This window comes from Mycolicibacterium frederiksbergense (assembly GCF_012223425.1).
GTDB lineage: Bacteria > Actinomycetota > Actinomycetes > Mycobacteriales > Mycobacteriaceae > Mycobacterium > Mycobacterium frederiksbergense.
Window position 1 is genome coordinate 1,775,478 of sequence record NZ_CP038799.1, and the last position, 23,320, is coordinate 1,798,797.

A 23,320-nucleotide genomic window follows, 5' to 3' on the forward strand; every position below is an offset into this window, starting at 1 on the left:
AGGGAGGACTGCAGTAGGGATGTCGAACCCAACAGAGCCCGAAGGCGGCAAGCAGGAACCCGACCCGGATGCACCGGAATCCGACGATTCATCGGAGCGCCGGTTCACCGCGCCGTCGGGTTTCGACGGATCGACGCAGATCATCCAGTCGGTGCCCGAGCCCCCGACCGAGATCTTCGCCGCGGGCGAACCCACCGAGATGATCGACAGCACCGCGTTCACCGACAGCTCCAAAGCGGCTGCACCGCAGGTGATCCCACCGCGCGATGACGCGCCCAAGCCGCCACGGGCCCGGCGCAGCTGGGGCTGGGTGATCGCCGTCGTGCTGGTGATATCGGCACTGGTGGCGCTCGCGGTGCTGGGCACGGTGTTGCTGACCCGTGGTGGCGCCAACGCCGCATCGCAGGAAGACCAGGTCCGTTCGACCATCGAGAGCTTCGATATCGCCATCCAGAAGGGCGACCTGGCGGCGCTGCGCGGTATCACCTGCGGCGCGACCAGGGAGAGCTACGTCCAGTACGACGACCGTTCCTGGGCCGAGACCCACAAGCGGGTCGCGGCCGCCAAGCAGTACCCGGTGGTGGCCAGCATCGACGAGGTCGTCGTGGAGAACGACCACGCCGAGGCGAATGTCACCACCTTCATGGCCAATGCGCCGCAGACGCGTTCCACCCGGAGCTTCGACCTCCAGTTCCGTGACGACCAGTGGAAGATCTGCCAGAACGGGTGACCCCCGACCCAGAGTTCGGACACCCGGCAAACTGAGTGCCGCACAGCCCAATCGAAGACCTGGGCACCTGATAGCGAGTTTGCCTGTGTCATAGTCGCTTCCATGATTTGGATGGCATTGCCACCCGAGGTCCATTCAGCGCTGCTGAGTAGCGGTCCCGGCGCGGGCCCACTGCTTGCCGCCGCGGCGGCCTGGCACCAGCTGAGCATCGACTACGCCACCGCAGCGGCCGACCTGACGGCCACCCTGGGCACCGTGCAGGCCGGCGCGTGGGAGGGCCCGAGCGCGCAGCAGTACGTCGTCGCGCACTCCCCGTTCCTGAGCTGGCTGGCGCAGGCGAGCGCGAACAGTGCCGCCACCGCGGCGCAGCACGAGACCGCGGCCGCCGCCTACACCACGGCCCTGGCGACCATGCCCACGCTGCCCGAACTGGCGCTCAACCACGCCACCCGCGGTGCGCTGGTGGCCACCAACTTCTTCGGTATCAACACCATCCCGATCGCGGTCAACGAGGCCGACTATGTACGGATGTGGGTGCAGGCCGCCACCACCATGAGCACCTACCAGGCGGTGTCGACCGCGGCGGTGACCGCCGGACCGGTCACCGCGCCCCCGCCGCCGGTGCTGCTCCCGGGTGCCGGCGAGATGGGCGCCGCGATGGCCGGCGCGCTGAGCGCCCAACCCCAGGCCACCAACGCGGCCGCCGCACTGAATTCGTCGAACGCGATCGCCGACGCGCTGCGCGGATACCTGGACTCGGTGCCCGGCGGCGACCTGATCTGGGATTTCCTGCAGGACCCGCTGGGCAACAGCCTCGCCCTCATCAGGGACTTCCTGACCAATCCCGGTGCAGCACTCAACGCGTACGGTCCGTTTTTGGCGGCCGTCGCCTATCAGGCGATCTCCTGGGTGGGCGCGTCGGTCACCTATCCGTCCATCTTGCTGCTGCCCCTGATGGCCGCCACCGCGCTCGGCGTTCTCATCGGGGTCGGCGCGTACCTGTTCAACGAGCTGATGAAGTTCCAGGACCTGCCGCCGCTGGATCTGGGCGAGCCCGCCACGCAGCCACAGGGCGAGCAGCAGCAGCTCACCCCCGCGGCGTTCCCAGGCGGCGGTGCGCCGGCCACGGCCGCCGCGGGCGCTCCGGCGGGTTCTGCGACGGCGGCGGCACCTGCCGCACCGGCGGCCACCGTCGCCGCGCCGCTGGTCCCGTACGCGGTGGCCGGCAGCGATCCGGGCGAGGGGTTCACGCCGACGCTGCGGGATCACAACAGCGCACAGGCCCCGGCCGAGGGCATTCCCGCCGCCGCGGCCGGGATCGCGGCGTCCTCGGTGGCGCAACGCAAACGGCGCCGCAAGAAGGAGGCCGTCATCGAGGACCGCGCGTATGCCGACGCCTACGCCCACTATGAACCCGAGGATCCCGAGTCCGAACCCGAGCGGCGGCCCGAATCCTGGATCGGCACCTCACAGCGCAGCGGCATCGACGCAAAGGGGCTGACCACCGTGCACACCGATCAGTTCGGCGGCGCGGCGGTCAGCCCGATGCTGCCGGGCGGCTGGCGCCCGGACGAGGAGAACTAAGCGGCGGACACGGAACGGCCTGCGCTGTGCAGGTCGTTGCACGCCTCGATGACGCGCTCGGTCATCCCGGCTTCGGCCTTCTTCAGGTAGCTGCGCGGGTCGTAGACCTTCTTGTTGCCGACCTCGCCGTCGACCTTCAGCACACCGTCGTAGTTGGTGAAGAAGTGCCCGGCGATGGGCCGGCTGAAGGCGTACTGGGTGTCGGTGTCGACGTTCATCTTCACCACGCCGAAGTTCAGTGAATCCTCGATCTCGGACTTCAGCGAACCGGAACCGCCGTGGAAGACGAAGTCGAACGGCTTGCTGCCCGCGGCCAGGCCGAGCTTGGCCACTGCGACCTTCTGGCCCTGCTCGAGGATGTCCGGGCGCAGCTTGACGTTGCCGGGCTTGTACACGCCGTGCACATTGCCGAACGTCGCGGCCAGCAGGTACTTACCGTTCTCGCCGACGCCGAGCGCGTCGATGGTCTTCTCGAAGTCCTCGGGCGTGGTGTAGAGCTTGTCGTTGATCTCGGCTTCGACGCCGTCTTCCTCGCCGCCGACCACGCCGATCTCGATCTCCAGGATGATCTTGGCTTCGGCCGACAGCTTGAGCAGTTCCTGCGCGATCTGCAGGTTCTCGTCGATGGGCACGGCCGAGCCGTCCCACATGTGCGACTGGAACAGCGGGTTCTGGCCCTTGGCCACGCGCTCGGCGGAGATCGCCAGCAGCGGCCGGACAAAGGTGTCCAGCTTGTCCTTGGGGCAGTGGTCGGTGTGCAGGGCCACCGTGATGGGGTACTTGGCGGCGACGACGTGCGCGAACTCGGCAAGCGCGGTGGCACCGGTCACCATGTCCTTGACGCCGAGGCCGGATCCGAATTCCGCACCGCCGGTGGAGAATTGGATGATCCCGTCGCTACCCGCGTCGGCGAAGCCCTTGATGGCGGCGTTGATGCTCTCCGACCCGACACAGTTGATGGCCGGGAAGGCGAACGAGTGCTCCTTGGCACGGCCCAGCATCTCGGCGTATACCTCGGGCGTGGCGATGGGCATGGACTTCCTCCTGGGTCGCGAGCGCTTTCCCCGGCAGTATCTCAATAAAGCGACGACAGCGGCAGGGCGGATGCCGCCTTGACCGTTTACCGTGGACGAAGTGCGCGCCATACCGGTCCTGATCCTGCTGGCGGCAGTGGCATCGACAGCCGCCGTCGGATGCGCTCCCGCCGCGCCTTCCACACCGATATCCACCCCCGTCGCCGCACCCAAACCGCCGCCGGAACCCGAGTTGGCCAGGTCCGTCGCCCCGGGGCGGGCCCAGGTCATCGTCAACGGCGACACCGGCCCCACCGGACCGGTGAGTTGTTCCACCGATGACGGGCTGACCACGATCAGCGTCGGGGAGAGCTCGCTGGGCGTCAGCGTGATCGTCACCGATGACGCCGTGCCGACGGTGAGGTCGGTCACCATCGGCGACGTCGGCGGCGTCGCTCTGGGCTATGCCACCGGCACCGGGAGCGAGGCGCCCACCGCCTATCGCAACGGCCCCACGGTCATCGTCTCCGGGTCGGGCAGCGGGACCGATTCGTCGGATCCGGCGCGGGTCGTCCCGTCCAGCTATCAGATCGCCGTGGCCTGCCCGTGAGGCCCAGCCGGTATCTTGGGGCCTCATGACCACCACCCATCTGGCCCTCATGCCGGACTTCCTGGATCCGATCAACCTGCTGAGTTATTTCGGAACCTGGGCGCTGGTCGGTCTGCTCGTGGTCGTGTTCGTCGAGTCCGGCGTGCTGTTCCCGATCCTTCCGGGTGATTCCCTGCTGTTCGTGGCGGGCATGCTCGCCGCCGGTATCCAGACGGCATCGGCGGAAGGCAACGTGGCGAGCACGGACTTTCAGCTGTGGCAACTGCTGGTGTTCATCCCGATCGCCGCAGTGCTCGGCGCGCAGGTCGGCTACTGGATCGGCCGCAATGTCGGGACCGCCATGTTCAAGCCCAACGCGCGCTTCCTCAAGCAGAAGTACCTCGACGAGGCGCACATCTTCTTCGAGCAGCGCGGCCCGTTCGCCATCGTGATCGCCCGCTTCGTGCCGATCGTGCGCACGCTGGCCCCGATCACCGCCGGCGCGGCCAAGATGAACTACGCGGTGTTCACGCTGTACAACGCCGTCGGTGCCATCGTGTGGGGCTGCGGGCTGACGCTGCTCGGCTACTGGCTGGGCCGTTTCGAGATCATCCAGAAGCTGCTCGAACCGATCGTCATCGGCATCGTGCTGCTGTCGGTGCTGCCGATCGCCATCGAGTGGTACAAGCGCCGCAAGGCCGCCAAGGACGCCGGGGAGGGTCCGCTCGCCGAGCAGGCCTAGGTCTCCAGAGCCCGGATCAGGCTGGCCGCATCCCACGGCCCCTTGTGCCGTGTGCCGTTGACGAACAGCGTCGGGGTGGCGTTGAGATCCATCGCTTCGGCGTCCTCGGCGTCGTCGGTCACCCGGTGCAGCACCTTCGACGAGTGCACCCGCACGTCCTGGTCGAACTGCTCGATGTCACATCCGGCGGCCACGGCATACCGGTAGATGTCCGACCACTCCAGGTCGTCCTGGTGGTCGAACAGTTCGTGCGCCATCTCCCAGAACCTGCCCTGCAGGGCCGCGGCCTCACTGGCGCGCGCGGCATCGAAGGCCCGCGGGTGGGCACGCTCCAGCGGGAAATGCCGCCACACGTACAGCAGCCGGTCGCCGAAGTGGGCCCGCACCTCGTCGATCGCGCCGGTGGCGCGGCTGCAGAAGGGGCACTCGAAATCGCCGTACTCGACCAGCGTCAGCGGCGCGGCATGGTTGCCACGGGTGTGGTCGCGGTCGGGGTCGACCGGACGCAGCAGCTTCAGCCCGACCGGCTCGGGTGGACTGAGCCAGTCGGTGATCCGGAAGATGGCCCAGCCGAGGGCGAACGCGATGATCGAGGCCGCCAGCACGCCGATGCGCGCCTGGTCCTGGCGGCCGGGATCGGTGATCGCGATGTCGACGATGAACAGTGAGATGGTGAAGCCGATGCCGGACAGGGCTGCGCCCCCCGCGATCCGGCGCAGGGTGAGCCCCGGAGCGAGCTCGCCGAGCCCGCTGCGCCGGATCAGCCAGGTGGCCCCGGTAATGCCGACGAACTTGCCGATCACCAGACCGGCGACGATGCCCCACGTCAGTGGTGACCGCAGCGCCGTGGACAGGCTCTGCGCATCGAGCTTGACGCCGGCGTTGACCAACGCGAACAGCGGGAGCACGACGAACGAGACGGCGGGCCCGACCGTGGTCTGCAACCGTTCGTTGATCGAGATCGATTCGCGCAGTGAGCGACTGGCCGCCCGGGCGTACTCGGAGTTCGGCGACTGCCGGAACGCACGGATCTGATCGACGGCCCGCTCGACCGGGCGACGCTCGGGCGTGAACACCGGGATCAGCAGCGCGATCACCACACCGGCCAGCGTCGGATGGACCCCGGCCAGGTACAGCGCGATCCACAGCGCCACCCCGAAGACGGCGTACGCGGGTCCACAGAACGCTGGCGGCAGGAACCGCACCAGCGCGAGCGCGCCGGTCAGCGCCACCGCGACCAGCAGGGGACCGACCTGAATGCTGTCGGAGTAGAACAGCGCGATCGCGCACAGCGCGCCGACGTCGTCCACCACGGCCAGGGTCAGCAAGAAAATCCGCACGCGCGCAGGGAATTTGGGCTTGATGATGGCCAGCGCACCGACCAGGAACGCGGTGTCGGTGGAGATCACCACCCCCCACGCCTGGGCATTCTCACCGGACGGATTGAACGCCAGGAACACCACGGCCGGGATGACCAGACCGGCGGCCGCCGCGATCACCGGTACCGCTGCCCGCGACCGGTCGGTCAACTCACCGATGGTGAATTCGCGGGTCACCTCGAGGCCGACGATGAAGAAGAAGAACGTCATCAACGCGTCGTTGACGAAGTGCTTGACCGTCATCTCGACGTGGTGCGCTCCGAAAGTGACACCCAGGTGGGTATCCAGCAATGTCGAATAGCTGTCCGCCCAGGGCGAGTTCGCCCACGCGATGGCGATGACGGTGAATGCGAGCAGCAGGGCGGCCGCGGTGTTGTCCGTCGTCCTGGTGGCCTTGCTGCCACGGCTGAACCGCGACGGAAGCAGTGGGAAACCCCGCTGGGTCGTCGCCTCGGTCACTGATCGGCGTCTTCGTCGCTCTCGGCGGTGTCGTCGAGGGTGTGGGCGGCCTCCATCAGCATCCAGCCGGACAGCTGCACCGAGAGGTCACGCTCGGCGATCTCGGAGGCGTTCACCGCGCCCTCCACGAACTGGGCATCCCCGGTCACCGATTGCGGCACCACCGCATTGCGGTCCCAGAACGCCCCGAACAGCGGGAGCCCGTCCACCGTCTGCCGGTAGTCCCACGCCGACTTCGCCGAGGTCAGCACCAGGTCCCGGGCGGTGGCACGGGCCTGCTCGTCCTCGGGTGTGCTGCCGCGCAGATCGGTGGCGACGAACGCCAGATAGCGGGCCAGGATCGCGTTGAACAGACCGCCGTCGCCGCCGCCGGCACCGCGGATCACCCCGTCGGTGGCCATCCCCTTGCCGACCGCGGCCACCAGCCGGTGCACCCGGCCGGCATGGTCGGGGTCGTCGGTGCGGTTGGCCAGTTCGACCTCGAGCCCGAGCACCACGCCCTGGCAGTAGGTGTACTGGGCGCGCACCAGCGAACCGGCCTTGACACCGTCGAAGACCAGGTGGGTCTCCGGGTCGATCAGCGTCTCGTCGATCCAGTCGGCCATCTGCTGGGCGCGGCGCACCCGGTCGTGCCGGGCCAGGAAGATGGCGGCGGGCCCGTTGGCGGGAGCGTTGAAGAACTGGTCCTGCTTGCGCCACGGGATACCGCCGCCGTCCTCGGGCACCCAGGAGTTCAGGAACTGGTCGGCCAGCGTGTCCAGCGCCTTGGGCCGTCCGATGTCGCAGAGCCGCCCGGAGCGCTCCAGCGCCAGCGCCAGCCACGCCATATCGTCGTAGTAGTCGTTGGTCCAGCGGCCGTTGTTGCGGATGCGGTGCCCGCGGATCTGGCGGTTGATGCGGGTGAGGCGCTGCGGCTGCGGGTCGCGCAGCTGCGCGTCGATAAGGCAGTCCAGCAGATGGGCCTGCCACCAGTAGTGCCAGGTGCCGAACAGGGTCTGTTTGCGGGCGGCCGGCCAGGCCACCACGCCGAGCTGGGTGCCGGGCAGCCCCCACAGCCGCCTGAGGTGTCGCTTGGTGATCGCGGCTTCCGAACTGGCTGCACGATTTGCCCACACCTGAACCATGCTTAGATCCTGCCCTACCAGGCCAAGGATGTGTCGGCATGCGTGCGGATCCACGCGTGCATCGCGATGCCGGCGGCGACACCGGCGTTGATGCTGCGGGTCGAGCCGAACTGCGCGATGGACACCGTCAATTCGGCGCCGGCGGAGGCTTCCGGGGTGATGCCGGGGCCCTCCTGCCCGAACACCAGCAGGCATTCCCTCGGCAGGATGGCGTGTTCGAGAGGTTGCGAGCCCGGCACATTGTCGACGGCGACGACGTGCAGGCCCGCGCCGGCGGCGAATGCGAGTAACTCCGCGGTGGTGTCGTGGTGGCGCAGCCGTTGGTAGCGATCGGTCACCATGGCGCCGCGCCGGTTCCAGCGGCGCCGGCCGACGATGTGCACGGTGTCCACCGCGAAGGCGTTGGCGGTGCGCACGACGGTACCGATATTGGCGTCGCTGCCGAAGTTCTCGATGGCGACGTGCAGTGGGTGCCTGCGGGTGTCGATATCGGCGATGATCGCCTCACGCGTCCAATACCGGTATGCGTCAACGACATTGCGGGTGTCCCCGTCGCGCAGCAGGTCGGGATCGTAGCGTGGGTCATCCGGGGTGGGCCCGCTCCAGGGGCCGACGCCCGGGGTCTCGCCCCATTCGGTCGGGCCCGAATTCACTCCGTGGTCCACAGCGCCGCGTGGGTGCCGACCAAGGACACCGACGGGTAGAGCAACGCGGCGTTGATCTCACCCTGGGTACACATGGACGCCCGGATGGCCACCGCGTCGCGCGCCGCGTCGGGTAGCACCAGAAGCGACGAGCCGTACAACGAACAGGCATGGGAGAGACCGCTTCCGGGCAGCGTCGGGCCGGTCAGCACCATCAGCGGACCCCCGCGCGCCTTCGAGTCGTCCTCGTAGCGCTCGGCCAGCCCGTCGATCGACAGGCCCAGCAGCATGTACCCGTTGCCGCTGAACGCCTCCGGGTCGCCCAGGGCGGTCGGTGCCAGCTGCGAGCCGTCGGCCTTGAAGGCGTCCACGCTGGTCGAGCGCATCGACAGGCCGGTGTCGGTGGTACTGGTGGGCGCCAGGCCGACCGGGAAAGCCGCCGCGTAGGCGACCGTCGTCTTGGGCATCCGGTCCTGCGGCGAGTACATGTACACCCCGCGTACCTGGCTCTGATCCCGGATCGGGCCCAGGCACGCTGTGCCACTGAGGCGTTGGGGATCGCGCGCAGTGATGGGCTGCAGGCTCAGATCGGGTGCAGACGCACAGCCGCCGATGGCGTTGCCTTCGATCGGGTGGGCGAGCGCACCGTACAGACCGAACCGCAGACTTTCCGCCGGGGCGTGCGCGCCGCCCTCCTCGGCGACCGCGGCATCGACGTCGATGAGAACCTGATCGTCCTCGAAACGCAGATTGGCCACCGAGACGTTCCAGCCCAGTATCGACAGCGATTCACCGACCTTGGCCTGCTGGGTGCCGTAGGGGCCAACGGTGTCGTCGCTGCCGGAGCAGGCCGCGAGCATCAGCACCGCCAGCGCGGCCGCCAGCATCCGTTTCAACCCCATTCAGGTCCGCCCGCGGCCTCTACCGACCCGCTTGGTCAAGCCGCGCAACAGGTTTCGCGGAACCAGCCGACTGCCGGCGGTCAGCGCCTTGTACTGCAGGCCCGGCACGATCACGACCTCGCCCTTGGCGACATCGGCCAGGCAGTCCCGGACCACGTCCGGGACCTCCAGCCAGAACCAGGAAGGCGTGCCGGACATCTCGATCCCGGCCCGCTCGTGGAATTCGGTGCGCACGAAGCCGGGGCAGAGCGCGTGCACGCCCACCCCGGAGCCGCCGAGGCCGTTCGCCAGCCCCTCGGAGAAGGCGATGACCCAGGATTTCGACGCCGAGTAGGTGGAGCCGCGGCCGGGCAGCAGGCCCGCCACACTGGCCACGTTGATCACGGTGCCCGCCCCGGCGGCCAGCATCGGTAGCAGCGCGGCGTGGGTGAGTTGCATGACGGCGGTGACGTTGACGTCGAGCTGGGACTGCAGCAGCGCGTAGTCGGCGGTCCAGAATTCGCCCGAGGTGCCGAACCCGGCATTGTTGATCAGGGTGTGCACCCCGGCCGACAGCCGCAAGGCCACGCGTTGACGGTCGGCGGCGACGGCCAGGTCGGCGGGAAGCACCTCGACGGTGGTTCCGGCCTCATCGCGCAATTCCGCGGCGAGTTTTTCCAGGCGTGCCGTGTCACGAGCCACCAGCACCAGGTCGTACCCGTCTTGGGCGTAACGGCGGGCGAAACCCTCTCCGAGGCCGGCTGTCGGCCCGGTGATCAGCGCTGTCCGATCTTCCCGAGTCGCTCCGCTCCCGCCCTTCGGTACCCGCACCGGCTACCGCTGGTAGTGCGGTGACTGCCGGGTGCCGTTGTGCACCGGCGGCCGCTGCTGGACGTAACGGCCCACGTCAGCACGGCCGGGCGGCAGGTCGCCGCGTCCGGCGGGAAGTTCGGCGGGGCGCGGCAGCGACGGGCGGCTCGGGGAACCGCTGCGACGGGCCAGCGCGGGCTGACCGCTGCGGGCGCCGACACCGTTCTGACCGGGCTGCGGGACGGGCGGCAGGACGCGCAGCAGGTCGTTGAACTGACGCACGGTGCGCAGTCCCTCATCCCACTGGGCACGGCTGCTGGTGATCGGCATGGCCACCAGCGTCCAGTTCTGCTCGTTCCACATGATCTCGGCGCAGTCGGGGGCGGTGTGGGCGAATGTCACCATCCGGCGGTCGCAGGCCCGGCGGGCCGCGTCCAGGTTGGTGGAGTACACCATCCGCGGGCCGATGGCACCGAGCAGCCAGATATCGCTCTCGCGGGGCTCCTTGATGTCCTTCAGGCGAAGATCCACCACGACATTGGTGCCGACTTTGCGATGCAGCGCGATCACCGTGGCGACATCGTCGAGATCGAAGACGAAGACGGCCTCGCCGCGGATCTGGCCCAGGACCACATTGCGGGCCTGGACGCTCTCCCCGACGGTCGACATCACGCCGCGCTTCCAACGGCTCAAAATGTCGGCAGATTCGTGTTCATAGTCGAAACCGTGCGACTTCGCCCACGACTTACGCCGCCGGCCCAACCCGCGCCGGCGGTCGATATCCACGTACAGCAAGACGGCCGCACCCACGAAGCAGAGTGCGGACAGCGTGAACCAGAGAGGAACCATTGCCCTCAGAGTACTTGCTGGAGCCCGATTCGCCAGAACTCGAGATGGTCACAATCCCCACCCCACCGCGATTTCGGCGCGCCCACGTGCGCAGAACGTACGTGAGCGCGCCGAAGTCGCTCAATCAGGCCAGGATCAGGCCCTCACCGTCGGCGCTGACATCGACCTTGACGGTGTCACCGTCGTGCACCTGGCCCGCCAGCAACATCCGGGCCAGTTGGTCACCGATGGCCTGCTGCACCAGCCGGCGCAGCGGACGCGCACCGTAGAGCGGGTCGAATCCACGATCGGCCAGCCACTGCTTGGCCTCCAGGGACACCTCGAGGGTCAGCCTGCGCTGGGCCAGCCGCTTCTGCAGCTGGTTCAGCTGGATGTCGACGATGGACACCAGCTGGTCGGGACTCAGCGCATCGAAGATCAGTACGTCGTCGAGCCGGTTGATGAACTCCGGCTTGAACGCCGCCCGCACGGCCGCCATCACCTGCTCCTCGTTGCCGCCCGACCCGAGGTTGGACGTCAGGATGAGGATGGTGTTGCGGAAATCGACCGTGCGGCCCTGTCCGTCGGTCAGCCTGCCCTCGTCGAGGACCTGCAGCAGCACGTCGAACACGTCCGGGTGGGCCTTCTCGACCTCGTCGAACAGCACCACGGTGTACGGCCTGCGCCGCACCGCCTCGGTGAGCTGGCCACCTTGGTCGTAGCCGATGTAGCCCGGAGGGGCACCGACCAGCCGCGCGACCGAGTGCTTCTCGCCGTACTCGCTCATGTCGATGCGCACCATCGCGCGTTCGTCGTCGAACAGGAACTCCGCCAGCGCCTTGGCCAGCTCGGTCTTACCGACACCGGTCGGCCCGAGGAACATGAACGAGCCCGTCGGCCGGTTCGGATCGGCGACACCGGCGCGGGAACGCCGCACCGCATCGGAGACCGCGGCGACCGCGTCCTTCTGACCGATGACCCGCCGACCCAGCTCGTCCTCCATGCGCAGCAGCTTGGCGGTCTCCCCTTCGAGCATCCGCCCGGCTGGGATGCCGGTCCACGCCTCCACCACCTCGGCGATGTCGTCGGGTCCGACCTCCTCCTTGAGCATGACGTTCTCGCGGGCCTCGGCGACCGGCAGTGCGGCGTCGAGCTTCTTCTCGATCTCCGGGATACGTCCGTAGCGCAGCTCGGCGGCCTTGGCCAGGTCACCGTCGCGCTCGGCGCGGTCGGCCTCGCCGCGCAGCCGGTCCAGCTGCTCGGTGAAATCGCGGACGATGTCGATGGCGCTCTTCTCGTTCTGCCACCTTGTGGTCAGCTCGGACAGCTGTTCCTTCTTGTCGGCCAGTTCGGCGCGCAGTTTCTCCAGGCGATCGACCGATGCCGCGTCTGTTTCTTTGGCCAGGGCCATCTCTTCGATCTCCAGGCGCCGGACCAGCCGTTCGACCTCGTCGATCTCGACGGGCCGGGAGTCGATCTCCATCCGCAGCCGCGATCCGGCCTCGTCGACCAGGTCGATGGCCTTGTCGGGCAGGAACCGGCTGGTGATGTACCGGTCGCTCAGCGTCGCCGCGGCCACCAGCGCGGAGTCGGTGATGCGCACACCGTGGTGCACCTCGTAGCGGTCCTTGAGGCCACGCAGGATGCCGACGGTGTCCTCTACCGACGGTTCACCGACCAGCACCTGCTGGAAGCGGCGCTCCAGCGCGGCGTCCTTCTCGATGTACTGGCGGTATTCGTCGAGCGTGGTGGCACCCACCAGGCGCAGCTCACCGCGGGCCAGCATGGGCTTGATCATGTTGCCGGCGTCCATCGCCGACTCACCGCTGGCACCGGCGCCGACGATGGTGTGCAGCTCGTCGATGAAGGTGACGACCTGTCCGGCCGAGTTCTTGATGTCGTCCAGGACAGCCTTGAGGCGTTCCTCGAATTCACCGCGGTACTTGGCGCCGGCCACCATGGCACTCAGGTCCAGGGAGACCAGGGTCTTGTCGCGCAGGCTCTCCGGCACGTCGCCGGCGATGATGCGCTGGGCCAGGCCCTCCACGATGGCGGTCTTGCCGACGCCGGGCTCGCCGATCAGCACGGGGTTGTTCTTCGTGCGACGACTCAGCACCTGCACGACGCGACGGATCTCGTTGTCACGCCCGATGACCGGGTCGAGCTTGCCTTCCCGGGCGGCGGCGGTCAGGTCGGTGGAGTACTTCTCCAGCGCCTGATACGTCCCCTCGGGGTCGGGGCTGGTGACCCGTGCGCTGCCCCGCACCTTGGTGAACGCATCACGCAGCGCTTCCGGCGTTGCGCCGGCACCGGTGAGCAGCTTGGCGGTGTCCGCGTTGCCGCTGGCCAGGCCGACCAGCAGATGCTCGGTGGAGACGTATTCGTCGTCCATCTCGGTGGCCAGGTGCTGCGCCGTGGTGATCGCGGTGATCGCGTCGGGGCTGAGCTGGGGTTGTGAGCTGGAGCCGGAGGCGCTGGGCAGCCGGCCGACGAGGCGCTCGGCCTCGGCCCGGATCGTCGCGGGCTCGACTCCGACCGCCTCCAACAGGGGCCCGGCGATGCCGTCGTTCTGCGTCAGCAACGCCATCAACAAATGAGCGGGGGTGATCTGCGGGTTGCCTGCGGATGTTGCCGCCTGCAGCGCCGAGGTCAGTGCCGCCTGGGTCTTCGTGGTCGGATTGAACGAGTCCACGACACCTACCTTTCAAAGGTTCTTTACAGCTGGGTAAAAATGCTTGTCGTGTTGTCCAACGCAGTCAAGGTTGAGTCTGTTCCGCTCAACTCTATCTTTTTTCGAAGCGGCTGACACACACTCTTCGCGCCCGGCTTCGGCGTGACTAGGGACTAACGTCGTCTTATGTCCGACTCCGGTTCCGGCGACTTCGAGTTCGAACGGAAGTTCTTCGTCCGCGAGATGCCCGCCGTCGCGGCGTCCGATCCCACCCCCATGCTGATCGTGCAGGCCTACCTGTTCGCCGCCGACGGCTACGCGGTTCGCATCCGCCTACAGGGCCCCGCGCCGGCTGCGCTCGACGGGACCCCCGCCGCACTGGTGCAGGCTCTGGGTGACGACGCGATCGGCACCATGACCGCCAAAGGCCCCGCCGCAGGCGGCACCCGCTATGAGGCCGAACGCGATCTCGATCCGATGGTGGCCGGACAGATCGTGGCGCGCGCCGAGCACGTCGTCATCAAGGTCCGGTACTCGGCCTGGCTCGGCGAGGACGGCTGGATCATCGACCGGTTCCTGAGCGGAAACGCTCCCCTGATGATGGCCGAGGTCGAACGCGGCGGTCCCGTGACCGATCTGGTGATCCCCGAGTTCTGCGCCACCGAGGTTTCCGAGGACGACCGCTTCCGCAACGAGTATCTCGCGCACCAGCCGTTCGGCGGCTGGGCAGGCAGCTACCTCGATGAGCTCGACCTGCTCGGGCCCCGGTTCGTGGAGAGTTTGGGAACCAACACCTTCGACTGACCGCAGGGCTACTGCTCCCACGTCGGTCGTGACAACCAGTAGCCCGCCCGGTCCATCAACTCCTCGCCCGCACTCCATACGGTCGCAGAAATAGCGCGCGAACAAAGCGGTCAACAGCAGCGCGGGCATCGACCTGGCTGTCCTCTGGGCACTGTCCATCCGATACTCCAGCGGCGGCTGTTCGAGCGCAGTTGCAGCGGTGCCAGTGTCGCTATCACCGACTCGGCGGAGTCGTAGATGTATTGCGGCGATAGAGCCTTTCGATTGGTCGGGTTGATGACGAAGTCGGTTGTCGCCACGGCGGTCGACCCTCGCTTCGCGCTATCTGCGTCACTGACGTCAATATGCCCCGGCATCGGCGACACTATTGCCATGCGCTTCAACCCACCGCCGAACTGGCCGCCCGTTCCGCCGGGTTGGACGCCGCCCGCGGGCTGGCAACCCGATCCGTCCTGGCCGCCGCCACCGCAGGGTTGGCCGCTGTGGGTGCCGGAGGGCAAATCCGGCGGCCGCAACGGGCTCATCCTCGGCTCGGTGGGCGCTGTGCTGCTCATCGCCGTCGCCGCGGTCGTCACCGTCGCCGTGACCCGCCACAAACCCCCCGGGGGCCCGATCAGCGCGCCGCCAACGAGCACTGTTGCGGCACTCTCCGATGAGGACCAGATCGAGAAGGTCGTCGCGCAATTCGAACAGGCCTGGAACGGGCAGGAATACGACAACCTGCGCAACCTGATGTGCGCCGAGATGCGCGCCGACGAACAGTTCTCCCGGGCCAACTTCGCCGATATGCGTGACGGGATGGGCGAGCTCGATCTGACCGTCACGTCGATCGAGATCACCGGTAACACCGCCGACACCGTCATCGAGAACGACGGCACCGATCCGGACGAAATCGCCTTCTCCTACGAGAACGGCCAGTGGAAGTGGTGCGAACTGTGAACGACATCTGGGGTTCAGTCCTGACCGAGTTGGCGCCGCTGGCTCTCGTCATCGCGCTCTCACCGCTGTCCATCATCCCCGCGGTGCTGGCCCTGCACACCGAACGACCGCGCCCGACCGGGCTGGCCTTCCTCGCCGGCTGGCTACTGGGGCTGGCCGCACTGGTGTCGGTCTTCGTGGTCGCCTCGGGATTGGTGGGTTCGCTGGACAAGCCGCCCGGCTGGGCGTCCTGGGTGCGCATTGCCATCGGCGCGGCACTGATCGTGTTCGGTGGATACAAATGGGTGACCCGCACGAAGTCCGAGCACTCACCGGCATGGATGCGCAAGCTGAGCGGGCTCACACCGCAACGGGCCGTGATCACCGCCGCGGCGCTGGCGGTGGTGAACCCGAAGGTGTTGTTCATCTGTATCGCAGCAGGTTTGGCGATCGGCACCGCCGGTATCGGGGTGGCCCCGGCTTGGCTGGCGATGGTCTACTTCGTGGCGATCGCGGGAAGCACGGTGATCCTGCCCGTGCTCGCCTATGTCGTCAGTGGAGAGCGTCTGGTGGCCCCACTGACACGCCTGAAGGAGTGGATGGAGCAACAGCACGCCACCCTGATGGCCGCGATCCTGGTCGTCATCGGTGTCATGGTGCTGTACAAGGGAATTCACGGACTGGCGTAGTCCCAGAACTGCAGCCACGTGACCGAACCGAACAGCAGCAGCGTCACCGCGTAGAGCAGCAGTATCACCGACGCACCGGCCAGGCTGCTACGCCAGCCCGCACCGTCGACCGGGTCCAGCCAGCGCCGGAACGGCCTTGAGGCCCAGGGCATCAGCCACCACTGCATCGCCGTCACGCTGATCACCTGACTGAGCCACAGCGACAGCCAGGGCTCGGCACCGAGGCGATCCAGCACCGGCCCCAGAAAGCGCGACAGCAGCATCACCGTCGGGTACAACACCAGCAGCACCAGCATGACCGATTTCCAGTTGGGCGTCATGAGCATGCGGCCACCGTCGGTGCGGACGGTGGTGCCGAAGGCGGTGGTGCCGGTTACCGGGGCGAACTCCGCGGTCAGGCTCGATCGCAGGCCGGGCAGCGCATCCTCGCGTTGACGCGATGACATCCACGCCGTCAGATGCCGGTCGGTGCGGAAGCGCAGCACCGAGAGGGCCTCTCCCCCATCGACGAAAAGCACGGTGCCCTCATACCCGCTGAAGCCGTGTGCGGCGGTGGCGAGTTCGCGCTGCGACTGCAGGAATTCGGTGGTCCTGCCGGCGACGAGCTGATGCCGGAAGGCTGCGATACCTGCCGGCGGAGGCTCGTCGGTCGCAAGCAGTATCGCCGGGGCCGCCGGCAGCCATCCCCCGTTTCCCAGCGCGTCGGCACGGTCCAGCCACGCGTCGAGTTCTGTGATGCCGGTGAAGGTCACCGCGACGGCGGGCTCCAAGGATCCGTCGACCACCGACACCCGGGCCCTGATACAACCGGCGGCGTTGGAGGTCAGGGTGCTCGCCCATTCCGAGAACTCACCGCTGCCGCCCGGATGGAACACCAGCACCGCGGTGACCTCGGGCGCGCTCACCCGGGCAGACCCAACTCGACGGGCAGATCTGTCAGTGGTGACACCTTCATCACGTAGCGCTGCGGGTCAGAACGTAGGTCTGGAGGAACGGGCGTTGGCACGCAGCGACTCACCCTGTCCCCTGCCCCACTGCCGGGCTTTCTGCGCTGGTGAGGGCATGTTTGGACACTATCATTCAATGGTTGCCGATATGCCGCAGGCGCTGATTGCGACCCCCGCGATCGGCCGCGCCTAAACTCGTACCTCGTGGGACTCGACGACCGCGACGCGCTGCAGACACTGCGCGCCACGGTCGACGCCGATCAGGTGATCGGCAGGATCTACACCCGCTGGTTCGCCATCGACATGTCGGCGCGTGACCTGTTTCCCCCCGATCTGACCCGCCAGCGCGCGTCCTTCGGTGAGGCGCTGAGCTGGCTGCTGTCCGAGATGATCGCGCAGCGAGCCGAGGAGCCGGTCGCGTTCATGGCCCAGCTCGGCCGCGATCACCGCAAGTACGGGGTCACCGCCAGGCATTACGACACCCTGGGCCAGGCGCTGCTGACCACCCTGCGCGGCGAGCTGGCCGACGTCTGGGACGGCCGGATCGCCGAGGCCACATCCGATTTCATCGAACTCGTGATCGGGGTGATGCGTGGCGCGGCCGACGCCGAGCAGACCCCGCCGTTCGTCGACGGGACCGTACTGGAGCACATCCGGGCCACCCGGGACGTCTCCATCGTCCGGTTGCAACTGGACCGGCCGCTGTTTTATCACTCCGGGCAGTACGTGACGGTGCAGGTGCCGCAGTGGCCCCGCCGATGGCGCTATCTCAGTCCGTCGATACCGTCCGACGAAAGTGGTGCCATCGAGTTCCACATCCGGTCCGTCAGCGGTGGGATGGTCAGCACCGCGATCGTCGGCGAGACGGCACCCGGGGACCGGTGGCGGCTGTCCGCCCCGCACGGCGGACTGCAGATCGACCGCGACGGGGAGGACGTGCTGCTGGTGGCGGGCAGCACCGGACTGGCCCCGCTACGGGCGCTGATCTCCGACCTGAGCCGCTATGCCGAGAATCCGCGGGTGCATCTCTTCTTCGGCGGCCGCTACCCCTGCGATCTCTACGATCTGCGCACGCTGTGGGAGATCGCCTCGACCAACCCGTGGCTCTCGGTGACGCCGGTGTCGGAGTTCTCCACCAATCCGCCGTGGGCCTCCGACTATCCCGATCACCAGCCGCCGCGTGGCCTGCATGTGCGCCAGACCGGGAGGCTGCCCGAGGTGGTGACCGGGTACGGCAGCTGGGGTGACCGCCAGATCCTGATCTGCGGCGGTCCGGACATGGTCACCGCGACGAAGGCCGCGCTGATCGCGAAAGGCGCACCGCCCGAGCGCATCCAGCACGACCCGCTAGCGTGACAGCCATGGCCGAACTGAAGCGCGTAACCCTGCGGGACCCGTCGTCGGCGCTGACGGCCACCTTCGTGCCCGACGCGGGCATGATCGGCACCTCGCTGGCCGATGACGGCGTCGAGTTCCTCGGGCAGCGACGCGGCCTCGACGCCTACGTCAACGACGGGAAGACGATGGGCATCCCCATCCTCTATCCGTGGGCAAACCGGCTCAGCGGTACCGAGTACACCGTCGACGCAACGAACGTCGACCTCGCGGGCGCGCCACGGGTACGCACTGATCCGCACGGCGCCCCCATGCACGGGGTGCTGGCCGCCCATCCGGGCTGGCAGGTCAGTGACCAATCGGCCAATGCCGTGGTCGCCACGCTGGATTACCGCACGCCCGAACTACTGGCAGCGTTCCCGTTCCCGCATGTGCTGACGCAGCGGATCACCCTTGCCGAGCGGACGCTGACCATCGCCACCACCGTCGAGCCGGGTGCGGGTCGGGTTCCGCTGTGTTTCGGGTATCACCCGTATTTCACGATTCCGGACGTGCCACGCGACGAGTGGGAGCTGAGCACGCCCACCATGCGTCACCTACCGGTCGATGACCGTGGTCTCCCGACCGGAGCGCACGAATCGTGGGCCGCGGAGTCGGCGCCGCTGGCTGACCGGGTGCTCGATGACGGTTTCGACGAGGTGCCCACGGGGTCGGTGTTCGCGCTCTCCGGCGGCGACCGCAGGATCGAGGTCACGTTCGAACAGGGTTATCCGGCCGCGCAGCTGTTCGCGCCCGCCGCCGACGCCCTGGTGGCGATCGAGCCGATGGCCGCGCCCACCGACGCACTGCGCCGCGGCGGTTACCGGATGGCCGCGGGTGAGCCGGCGACGGCGCGGTTCAGTATCCGGGTCTGCTAACGCGCCCGCCGTGCGCCGGGCTTCCACAGCACCAGCGCGGTACTGGGCTTGCGTAGCTGCTCGACCTCGGCGGCCAGTTCGGCCACCCGGTTCTGCAGCGCCTCGACCTGGTTGGTCAGCTCGATGATCCGTTTGATACCAGCAAGATTGACACCCTCGTCCTGGGACAGCCGCTGCACCTCGCGGAGCAGGTCGACATCATGTTGTGAATAACGCCGACCTCCTCCGGAGCTGCGCTGCGGACTGACCAGACCGAGCCGGTCATAGGTGCGCAGAGTCTGCGCGTGCATACCGGCCAGCTCGGCGGCCACCGAGATCAGGAACGTGCGGGCATCGTCGTTCCTGCTCATGACAGATTTCCTGCCCAACCGGCGCGCGGGTCGAATCCGCTGGCCCGTTCGGCTTTCGCGTAGGCCTCGAGCGCCTCGGCGACCTCGCCTTCCAGGTTCGGCGGCACCGCCACCTTCACCGTGACGAGCAGGTCGCCGTGACCACCCGAACGCTTCGGCACACCGCGCCCACGCACCCGCAGGATGCGGCCGTCCGATGTGCCCTTGGGCACCCGAACCCCCACCTTGCCCTCCAGCGTCGGCACCGAAAGCGTTGCACCCAAGGCCAACTCGTGGAAGCTCACCGGAACGGTGACGGTCAGATCGTCGCCGTCACGACCGAAAACCTTGTCGGCGCGAACATGAACCGTGACGTACAGGTCACCCGAGGGGGCGCCCCGCAGCCCGGCCTCGCCCTGGCCGGCCAGCCTGATCCGCTGGCCGTCCTCGACGCCCGGTGGGATCCGCACGTTGATGGTGCGGGTCCTGGTCGTGACCCCAGTGCCATGGCATTCATCGCAGGGGTGCTCGATGATCGAGCCGCTGCCCCGGCATTCGGTGCACGGCTCGGAGAAGCCGAACGCACCCTGGTTCCGGTTGATGACACCCGCACCGTTACAGCCCGGGCACACCTTCGGGCTGGTGCCCGGTCGCGCACCGCTGCCATGGCAGTTGGTGCACGGTGCCGGACTGGTCAGCCGCAACGGCATCGCGACGCCCTTGGTGGCCTCCAGGAACGACAGTTCCGTTTCGGTTTCCAGGTCGTTGCCGCGCCGCGGACGGGTCGGACGCGGCTGTTGGGCACCACGGCCGAACAAACCACCGAACAGGTCACCGATATTGGCACCGCCGGCCTGACCCGCCTGATCGAACAGATCGCCGAGGTTGAATTCGGCTCCCTCGCCGGAGAATCCACCGAAGTTGCCGCCCGCACCTGGCCCGCGGCGGCCGAAGCCCCCGTTGGCGAACAGGCGCCGCGTCTCGTCGTACTCCTTGCGCTTGGCGTCGTCGGTGAGGACCTCCTTGGCTTCGGAGGCGGCCTTGTACCGCTCCTCTGCCACGGAGTTGCCCGGATTGCGGTCCGGGTGGTTCTCGGCCAGGATCTTGCGCGCGGCGCGCTTGATCTCGTCCTTGCCGGCATCAGAGGTGACGCCCAGCTCCTTGTAGAAGTCCTTCTCGACCCACTCACGCTGAGCCATGCGTCACCTCCTCACCGGGTCAGTCTTCTGATTCTGCGGGTTGATCACTGTTCACGTCGGCATTCTCGACCGTGTCGACCACACCAACCATGGCGTGGCGGACCACCAGGTCGCCCACCTTGTAGCCACGGCGCATGACCGTGCCCACCACCGGTGACGATCCGTCACCCTCGTGCTGGACGGCCTCGTGCAGCGAAGGGTCGAACTCCTCGCCCTCGGCGCCGAAGCTGGTCAGGCCGAGCCCTTCCAGGGTGGTGACCAGCTTCTCCGAAACTGCCTTGAGCGGTCCAGATTCCAGGTCACCGTGGGTGCGGGCCCGATCGAGATCGTCGAGCACACCGAGCAGTTGGGTGATGACGGCCGCCTTCGCGCGCTCGCCGGTCACCTGCTGATCGCGCAGGGCCCGCTTGCGGTAATTGGCGAAATCGGCCTGTACCCGTTGCAGATCGGCGGTGAGCTCGGCGACCTTGTCGCCTTCCTCGGAAGGAGCGGGGTCCGCGCCCGGCGCCGATGCCGCCCCGCTGGGGGACGGCTCGGCGCTCGGGTCACGAACGTCGCCGGTTTCCGGATCGATGCGCCGTTTGTCGGTGATGGTCACCGGCTCTTCGTGCGAATCGCCCTGGCTCACTTGTTCTCCCGGTTGTCCTCGTCCTCGACGACCTCGGCGTCGACGACGTTGTCGTCGGCAGCGGCCGAACCGTCTGCGCCATCAGCACCCTGCTCGGCCTGGGCGGCCTCGTAGAGCGCCTGACCGACGGCCTGGGCTTCGACGCCCAGCTTCTCCATCGCGGTCTTGATGGCCGCGATATCGGTGCCGGCCAGGGCCGTCTTGGCCTCGGCGACTGCGGAGTCGACCTTGTCCAACGTCTCGGCGGGGACCTTGGATCCGCCTTCGACCTCGCGCTGCTCCTTGACGATCTTCTCCGTCTGGTAGACCAGCGACTCGGCCTGGTTGCGGACATCGGCCTCTTCGCGACGCTGACGATCCTCGTCGGCGTGCGCCTCGGCGTCCTTGATCATCCGGTCGATCTCCTCCTTGGAGAGGCCGGAGCCCTCCTGGATCTTGATCGTGTTCTCCTTGCCGGTGCCCTTGTCCTTGGCGGTGACGTGCACGATGCCGTTGGCGTCGATGTCGAAGGTGACCTCGATCTGCGGCACGCCGCGGGGCGCCGGCGGGATGCCGGTCAGCTCGAAGGAGCCGAGCAGCTTGTTGTGCGAGGCGATCTCGCGCTCACCCTGGAACACCTGGATCTGCACCGAGGGCTGATTGTCATCGGCCGTGGTGAAGGTCTCGCTGCGCTTGGTCGGGATGGTGGTGTTGCGCTCGATCAACTTGGTCATCACGCCACCCTTGGTTTCGATACCGAGGGACAGCGGGGTGACGTCAAGCAGCAGAACGTCTTTCACCTCACCCTTGAGCACACCGGCCTGCAGCGCGGCACCCGCGGCGACAACCTCGTCGGGGTTGACACCCTTGTTGGGCTCCTTGCCGCCGGTCAGTTCCTTGACCAGATCGGTGACCGCGGGCATACGCGTCGAACCACCGACGAGCACCACGTGGTCGATCTCACCGACGGAGATACCGGCATCCTTGATCACCTGCTGGAACGGCGCACGGGTGCGGTCGAGCAGGTCCTGGGTGATGCGCTGGAACTCCGAGCGGGTCAGCTGCTCATCGAGGAACAGCGGGTTCTTGTCCGCGTCGACGGTGATGTAGGGCAGGTTGATCGAGGTGCTCTGTCCGGAGCTCAGCTCGATCTTGGCCTTCTCGGCTGCTTCGCGCAGTCGCTGCATGGCCATCTTGTCCTTGGTCAGGTCGATGCCGCTGGTGCTCTTGAACTTGTCGACGAGCCATTCGACGATCCGGTCATCCCAGTCGTCGCCACCGAGGTGGTTATCACCGGAGGTGGCGCGGACCTCGACGACACCGTCGCCGATCTCCAGCAGGGACACGTCGAAGGTGCCGCCGCCGAGGTCGAAGACCAGGATGGTCTGTTCCTTCTCACCCTTGTCCAGGCCGTAGGCCAGCGCGGCCGCGGTCGGCTCGTTCACGATCCGCAGGACGTTGAGGCCGGCGATCTGGCCGGCTTCCTTGGTGGCCTGGCGCTGGGCGTCGTTGAAGTACGCGGGCACCGTGATGACGGCGTCGGCGATGTCCTCACCCAGGTAGGCCTCGGCGTCGCGCTTGAGCTTCTGCAGGATGCGCGCGCTGATCTCTTGGGGGTTGTAGTCCTTGCCGTCGATCCCGACGGTCCAGTCGGTGCCGATGTGACGCTTGACCGAACGGATGGTCCGGTCGACGTTGGTCACCGCCTGGTTCTTGGCGGGCTGGCCGACCAGCACCTCGCCGTTGCGCGCGAACGCGACAACCGACGGAGTGGTCCGGGAGCCCTCTGAGTTGGCGACGACGACGGGGTCGCCACCTTCCAGCACTGCGACGACGGAGTTGGTGGTCCCGAGGTCGATACCGACCGCACGAGCCATAGTGAGTTCCTCCTGAATAGCTTTTACTTGGGATCTGAGTGAACCTCGCTCAAGCCTGCACCTGCAGGCGGTTGCCTGTCAAGCCAGAGTTGAGTCTGTGTCACTCAAGTTGTCAGTCTGGTCAACCGCACCATGCGCGGATTTGTTCCCGGCCCCGCCAGCCGCGCACCTAAATCGACGTACTGGCTGCCCGGAGTGCCGCGGAGCAGCCATTACGTCGAATTTCGGGCACATGCCGACCTCC

General features: G+C 67.6%; 22 protein-coding genes. 9 read left to right on the top strand and 13 right to left on the bottom strand.

The genetic code is table 11. The annotated features are described in order from the left end of the window. Positions 1-19: 19 nt before the first annotated feature. Complete coding sequence (locus EXE63_RS11560; RefSeq protein ID WP_168142077.1) at positions 20-730, top strand: Rv0361 family membrane protein; 711 nt, start codon at positions 20-22, stop codon at positions 728-730. Between the two features lie 111 nt (positions 731-841). Next, on the top strand, positions 842-2,314 hold the full coding sequence (locus tag EXE63_RS11565; RefSeq protein ID WP_168142078.1) for a PPE domain-containing protein: 1,473 nt from the start codon (positions 842-844) through the stop codon (positions 2,312-2,314). Here EXE63_RS11565 and fbaA read toward each other — a convergent pair. Next, positions 2,311-3,348, bottom strand: coding sequence for a class II fructose-bisphosphate aldolase (fbaA, locus tag EXE63_RS11570; RefSeq protein ID WP_168142079.1), 1,038 nt, complete (start codon positions 3,346-3,348; stop codon positions 2,311-2,313). The two genes, EXE63_RS11565 and fbaA, sit on opposite strands and share 4 nt — an antisense overlap. A 100-nt stretch (positions 3,349-3,448) precedes the next feature. On the opposite strand from fbaA, the gene EXE63_RS11575 reads away from it, so the two are divergent. Both EXE63_RS11575 and EXE63_RS11580 read left to right on the top strand, forming a co-directional pair. After that, positions 3,449-3,937, top strand: a complete 489-nt coding sequence (locus EXE63_RS11575; RefSeq protein ID WP_168142080.1) for a lipoprotein LpqH — start codon at positions 3,449-3,451, stop codon at positions 3,935-3,937. Positions 3,938-3,962: 25 nt separating this feature from the next. Beyond that, a complete protein-coding gene (locus EXE63_RS11580) occupies positions 3,963-4,658 on the top strand; it encodes a DedA family protein (protein WP_168142081.1) in 696 nt (231 codons plus the stop codon). Here EXE63_RS11580 and nhaA read toward each other — a convergent pair. From nhaA to clpB, 7 genes are all read right to left on the bottom strand, one after another. Then, positions 4,655-6,496 carry a Na+/H+ antiporter NhaA gene (gene nhaA, locus EXE63_RS11585; RefSeq protein ID WP_168142082.1) on the bottom strand — a complete coding sequence of 614 codons (1,842 nt, stop codon included), beginning with the start codon at positions 6,494-6,496 and terminating at the stop codon, positions 4,655-4,657. The two genes, EXE63_RS11580 and nhaA, sit on opposite strands and share 4 nt — an antisense overlap. Continuing rightward, on the bottom strand, positions 6,493-7,620 hold the full coding sequence (locus EXE63_RS11590) for a glycoside hydrolase family 76 protein (protein WP_168142083.1): 1,128 nt from the start codon (positions 7,618-7,620) through the stop codon (positions 6,493-6,495). The genes nhaA and EXE63_RS11590 overlap by 4 nt, the downstream gene beginning before the upstream one ends. Positions 7,621-7,634: 14 nt before the next feature. Then, complete coding sequence (locus EXE63_RS11595) at positions 7,635-8,273, bottom strand: TrmH family RNA methyltransferase (protein ID WP_168142084.1); 639 nt, start codon at positions 8,271-8,273, stop codon at positions 7,635-7,637. Then, entirely contained in the window at positions 8,270-9,166 is an 897-nt protein-coding gene (locus EXE63_RS11600; RefSeq protein ID WP_168142085.1) for a hypothetical protein, read from the bottom strand. Before EXE63_RS11600 ends, EXE63_RS11595 begins: the two co-directional genes overlap by 4 nt. Continuing rightward, the gene (locus EXE63_RS11605; protein ID WP_234904452.1) at positions 9,167-9,976 is read right to left on the bottom strand and encodes an SDR family NAD(P)-dependent oxidoreductase; all 810 of its coding nucleotides are present in this window, start codon (positions 9,974-9,976) and stop codon (positions 9,167-9,169) included. A gap of 3 nt (positions 9,977-9,979) precedes the next feature. Next, positions 9,980-10,804 carry a trehalose monomycolate transport factor TtfA gene (gene ttfA / locus EXE63_RS11610; protein WP_168142086.1) on the bottom strand — a complete coding sequence of 275 codons (825 nt, stop codon included), beginning with the start codon at positions 10,802-10,804 and terminating at the stop codon, positions 9,980-9,982. A gap of 124 nt (positions 10,805-10,928) precedes the next feature. Further along, positions 10,929-13,475: an ATP-dependent chaperone ClpB gene (clpB, locus tag EXE63_RS11615; protein ID WP_168142087.1), complete on the bottom strand. Its 2,547-nt coding sequence runs from the start codon at positions 13,473-13,475 to the stop codon at positions 10,929-10,931. A gap of 165 nt (positions 13,476-13,640) precedes the next feature. Here clpB and EXE63_RS11620 point away from each other — a divergent pair, with 165 nt between their 5' ends. The 3 genes from EXE63_RS11620 to EXE63_RS11630 all read left to right on the top strand — a co-directional run bounded on the left by EXE63_RS11620 (position 13,641) and on the right by EXE63_RS11630 (position 15,865). Further along, a complete protein-coding gene (locus EXE63_RS11620; protein ID WP_168142088.1) occupies positions 13,641-14,258 on the top strand; it encodes a CYTH domain-containing protein in 618 nt (205 codons plus the stop codon). A 372-nt stretch (positions 14,259-14,630) separates the two neighbouring features. After that, entirely contained in the window at positions 14,631-15,197 is a 567-nt protein-coding gene (locus EXE63_RS11625) for an Rv0361 family membrane protein (protein WP_168140740.1), read from the top strand. Then, positions 15,194-15,865: a GAP family protein gene (locus tag EXE63_RS11630; RefSeq protein ID WP_168142089.1), complete on the top strand. Its 672-nt coding sequence runs from the start codon at positions 15,194-15,196 to the stop codon at positions 15,863-15,865. The genes EXE63_RS11625 and EXE63_RS11630 overlap by 4 nt, the downstream gene beginning before the upstream one ends. Here the strand turns inward: EXE63_RS11630 and EXE63_RS11635 are convergent. Further along, complete coding sequence (locus tag EXE63_RS11635) at positions 15,850-16,770, bottom strand: putative antibiotic biosynthesis monooxygenase (protein ID WP_234904453.1); 921 nt, start codon at positions 16,768-16,770, stop codon at positions 15,850-15,852. The genes EXE63_RS11630 and EXE63_RS11635 overlap by 16 nt on opposite strands. A 246-nt stretch (positions 16,771-17,016) precedes the next feature. Between EXE63_RS11635 and EXE63_RS11640 the strand changes: the two genes are divergently transcribed. Then, positions 17,017-18,168, top strand: a complete 1,152-nt coding sequence (locus EXE63_RS11640) for an FAD-binding oxidoreductase (RefSeq protein ID WP_168142090.1) — start codon at positions 17,017-17,019, stop codon at positions 18,166-18,168. A gap of 5 nt (positions 18,169-18,173) precedes the next feature. Then, positions 18,174-19,064 (top strand): aldose 1-epimerase, encoded by an 891-nt coding sequence (locus EXE63_RS11645; RefSeq protein WP_168142091.1) that lies wholly within the window; start codon positions 18,174-18,176, stop codon positions 19,062-19,064. Here the strand turns inward: EXE63_RS11645 and EXE63_RS11650 are convergent. From EXE63_RS11650 to dnaK, 4 genes are read right to left on the bottom strand one after another with little or no spacing between them, the layout of a single operon-like run. Further along, positions 19,061-19,414, bottom strand: coding sequence for a heat shock protein transcriptional repressor HspR (locus EXE63_RS11650; protein ID WP_168142092.1), 354 nt, complete (start codon positions 19,412-19,414; stop codon positions 19,061-19,063). The two genes, EXE63_RS11645 and EXE63_RS11650, sit on opposite strands and share 4 nt — an antisense overlap. Next, positions 19,411-20,592 (bottom strand): molecular chaperone DnaJ, encoded by a 1,182-nt coding sequence (gene dnaJ, locus EXE63_RS11655; RefSeq protein WP_168142093.1) that lies wholly within the window; start codon positions 20,590-20,592, stop codon positions 19,411-19,413. Before dnaJ ends, EXE63_RS11650 begins: the two co-directional genes overlap by 4 nt. A gap of 19 nt (positions 20,593-20,611) precedes the next feature. Continuing rightward, positions 20,612-21,220: a nucleotide exchange factor GrpE gene (grpE, locus tag EXE63_RS11660; protein WP_168142094.1), complete on the bottom strand. Its 609-nt coding sequence runs from the start codon at positions 21,218-21,220 to the stop codon at positions 20,612-20,614. Continuing rightward, positions 21,217-23,076 carry a molecular chaperone DnaK gene (gene dnaK / locus EXE63_RS11665; RefSeq protein ID WP_168142095.1) on the bottom strand — a complete coding sequence of 620 codons (1,860 nt, stop codon included), beginning with the start codon at positions 23,074-23,076 and terminating at the stop codon, positions 21,217-21,219. The genes grpE and dnaK overlap by 4 nt, the downstream gene beginning before the upstream one ends. Positions 23,077-23,320: the final 244 nt, after the last annotated feature.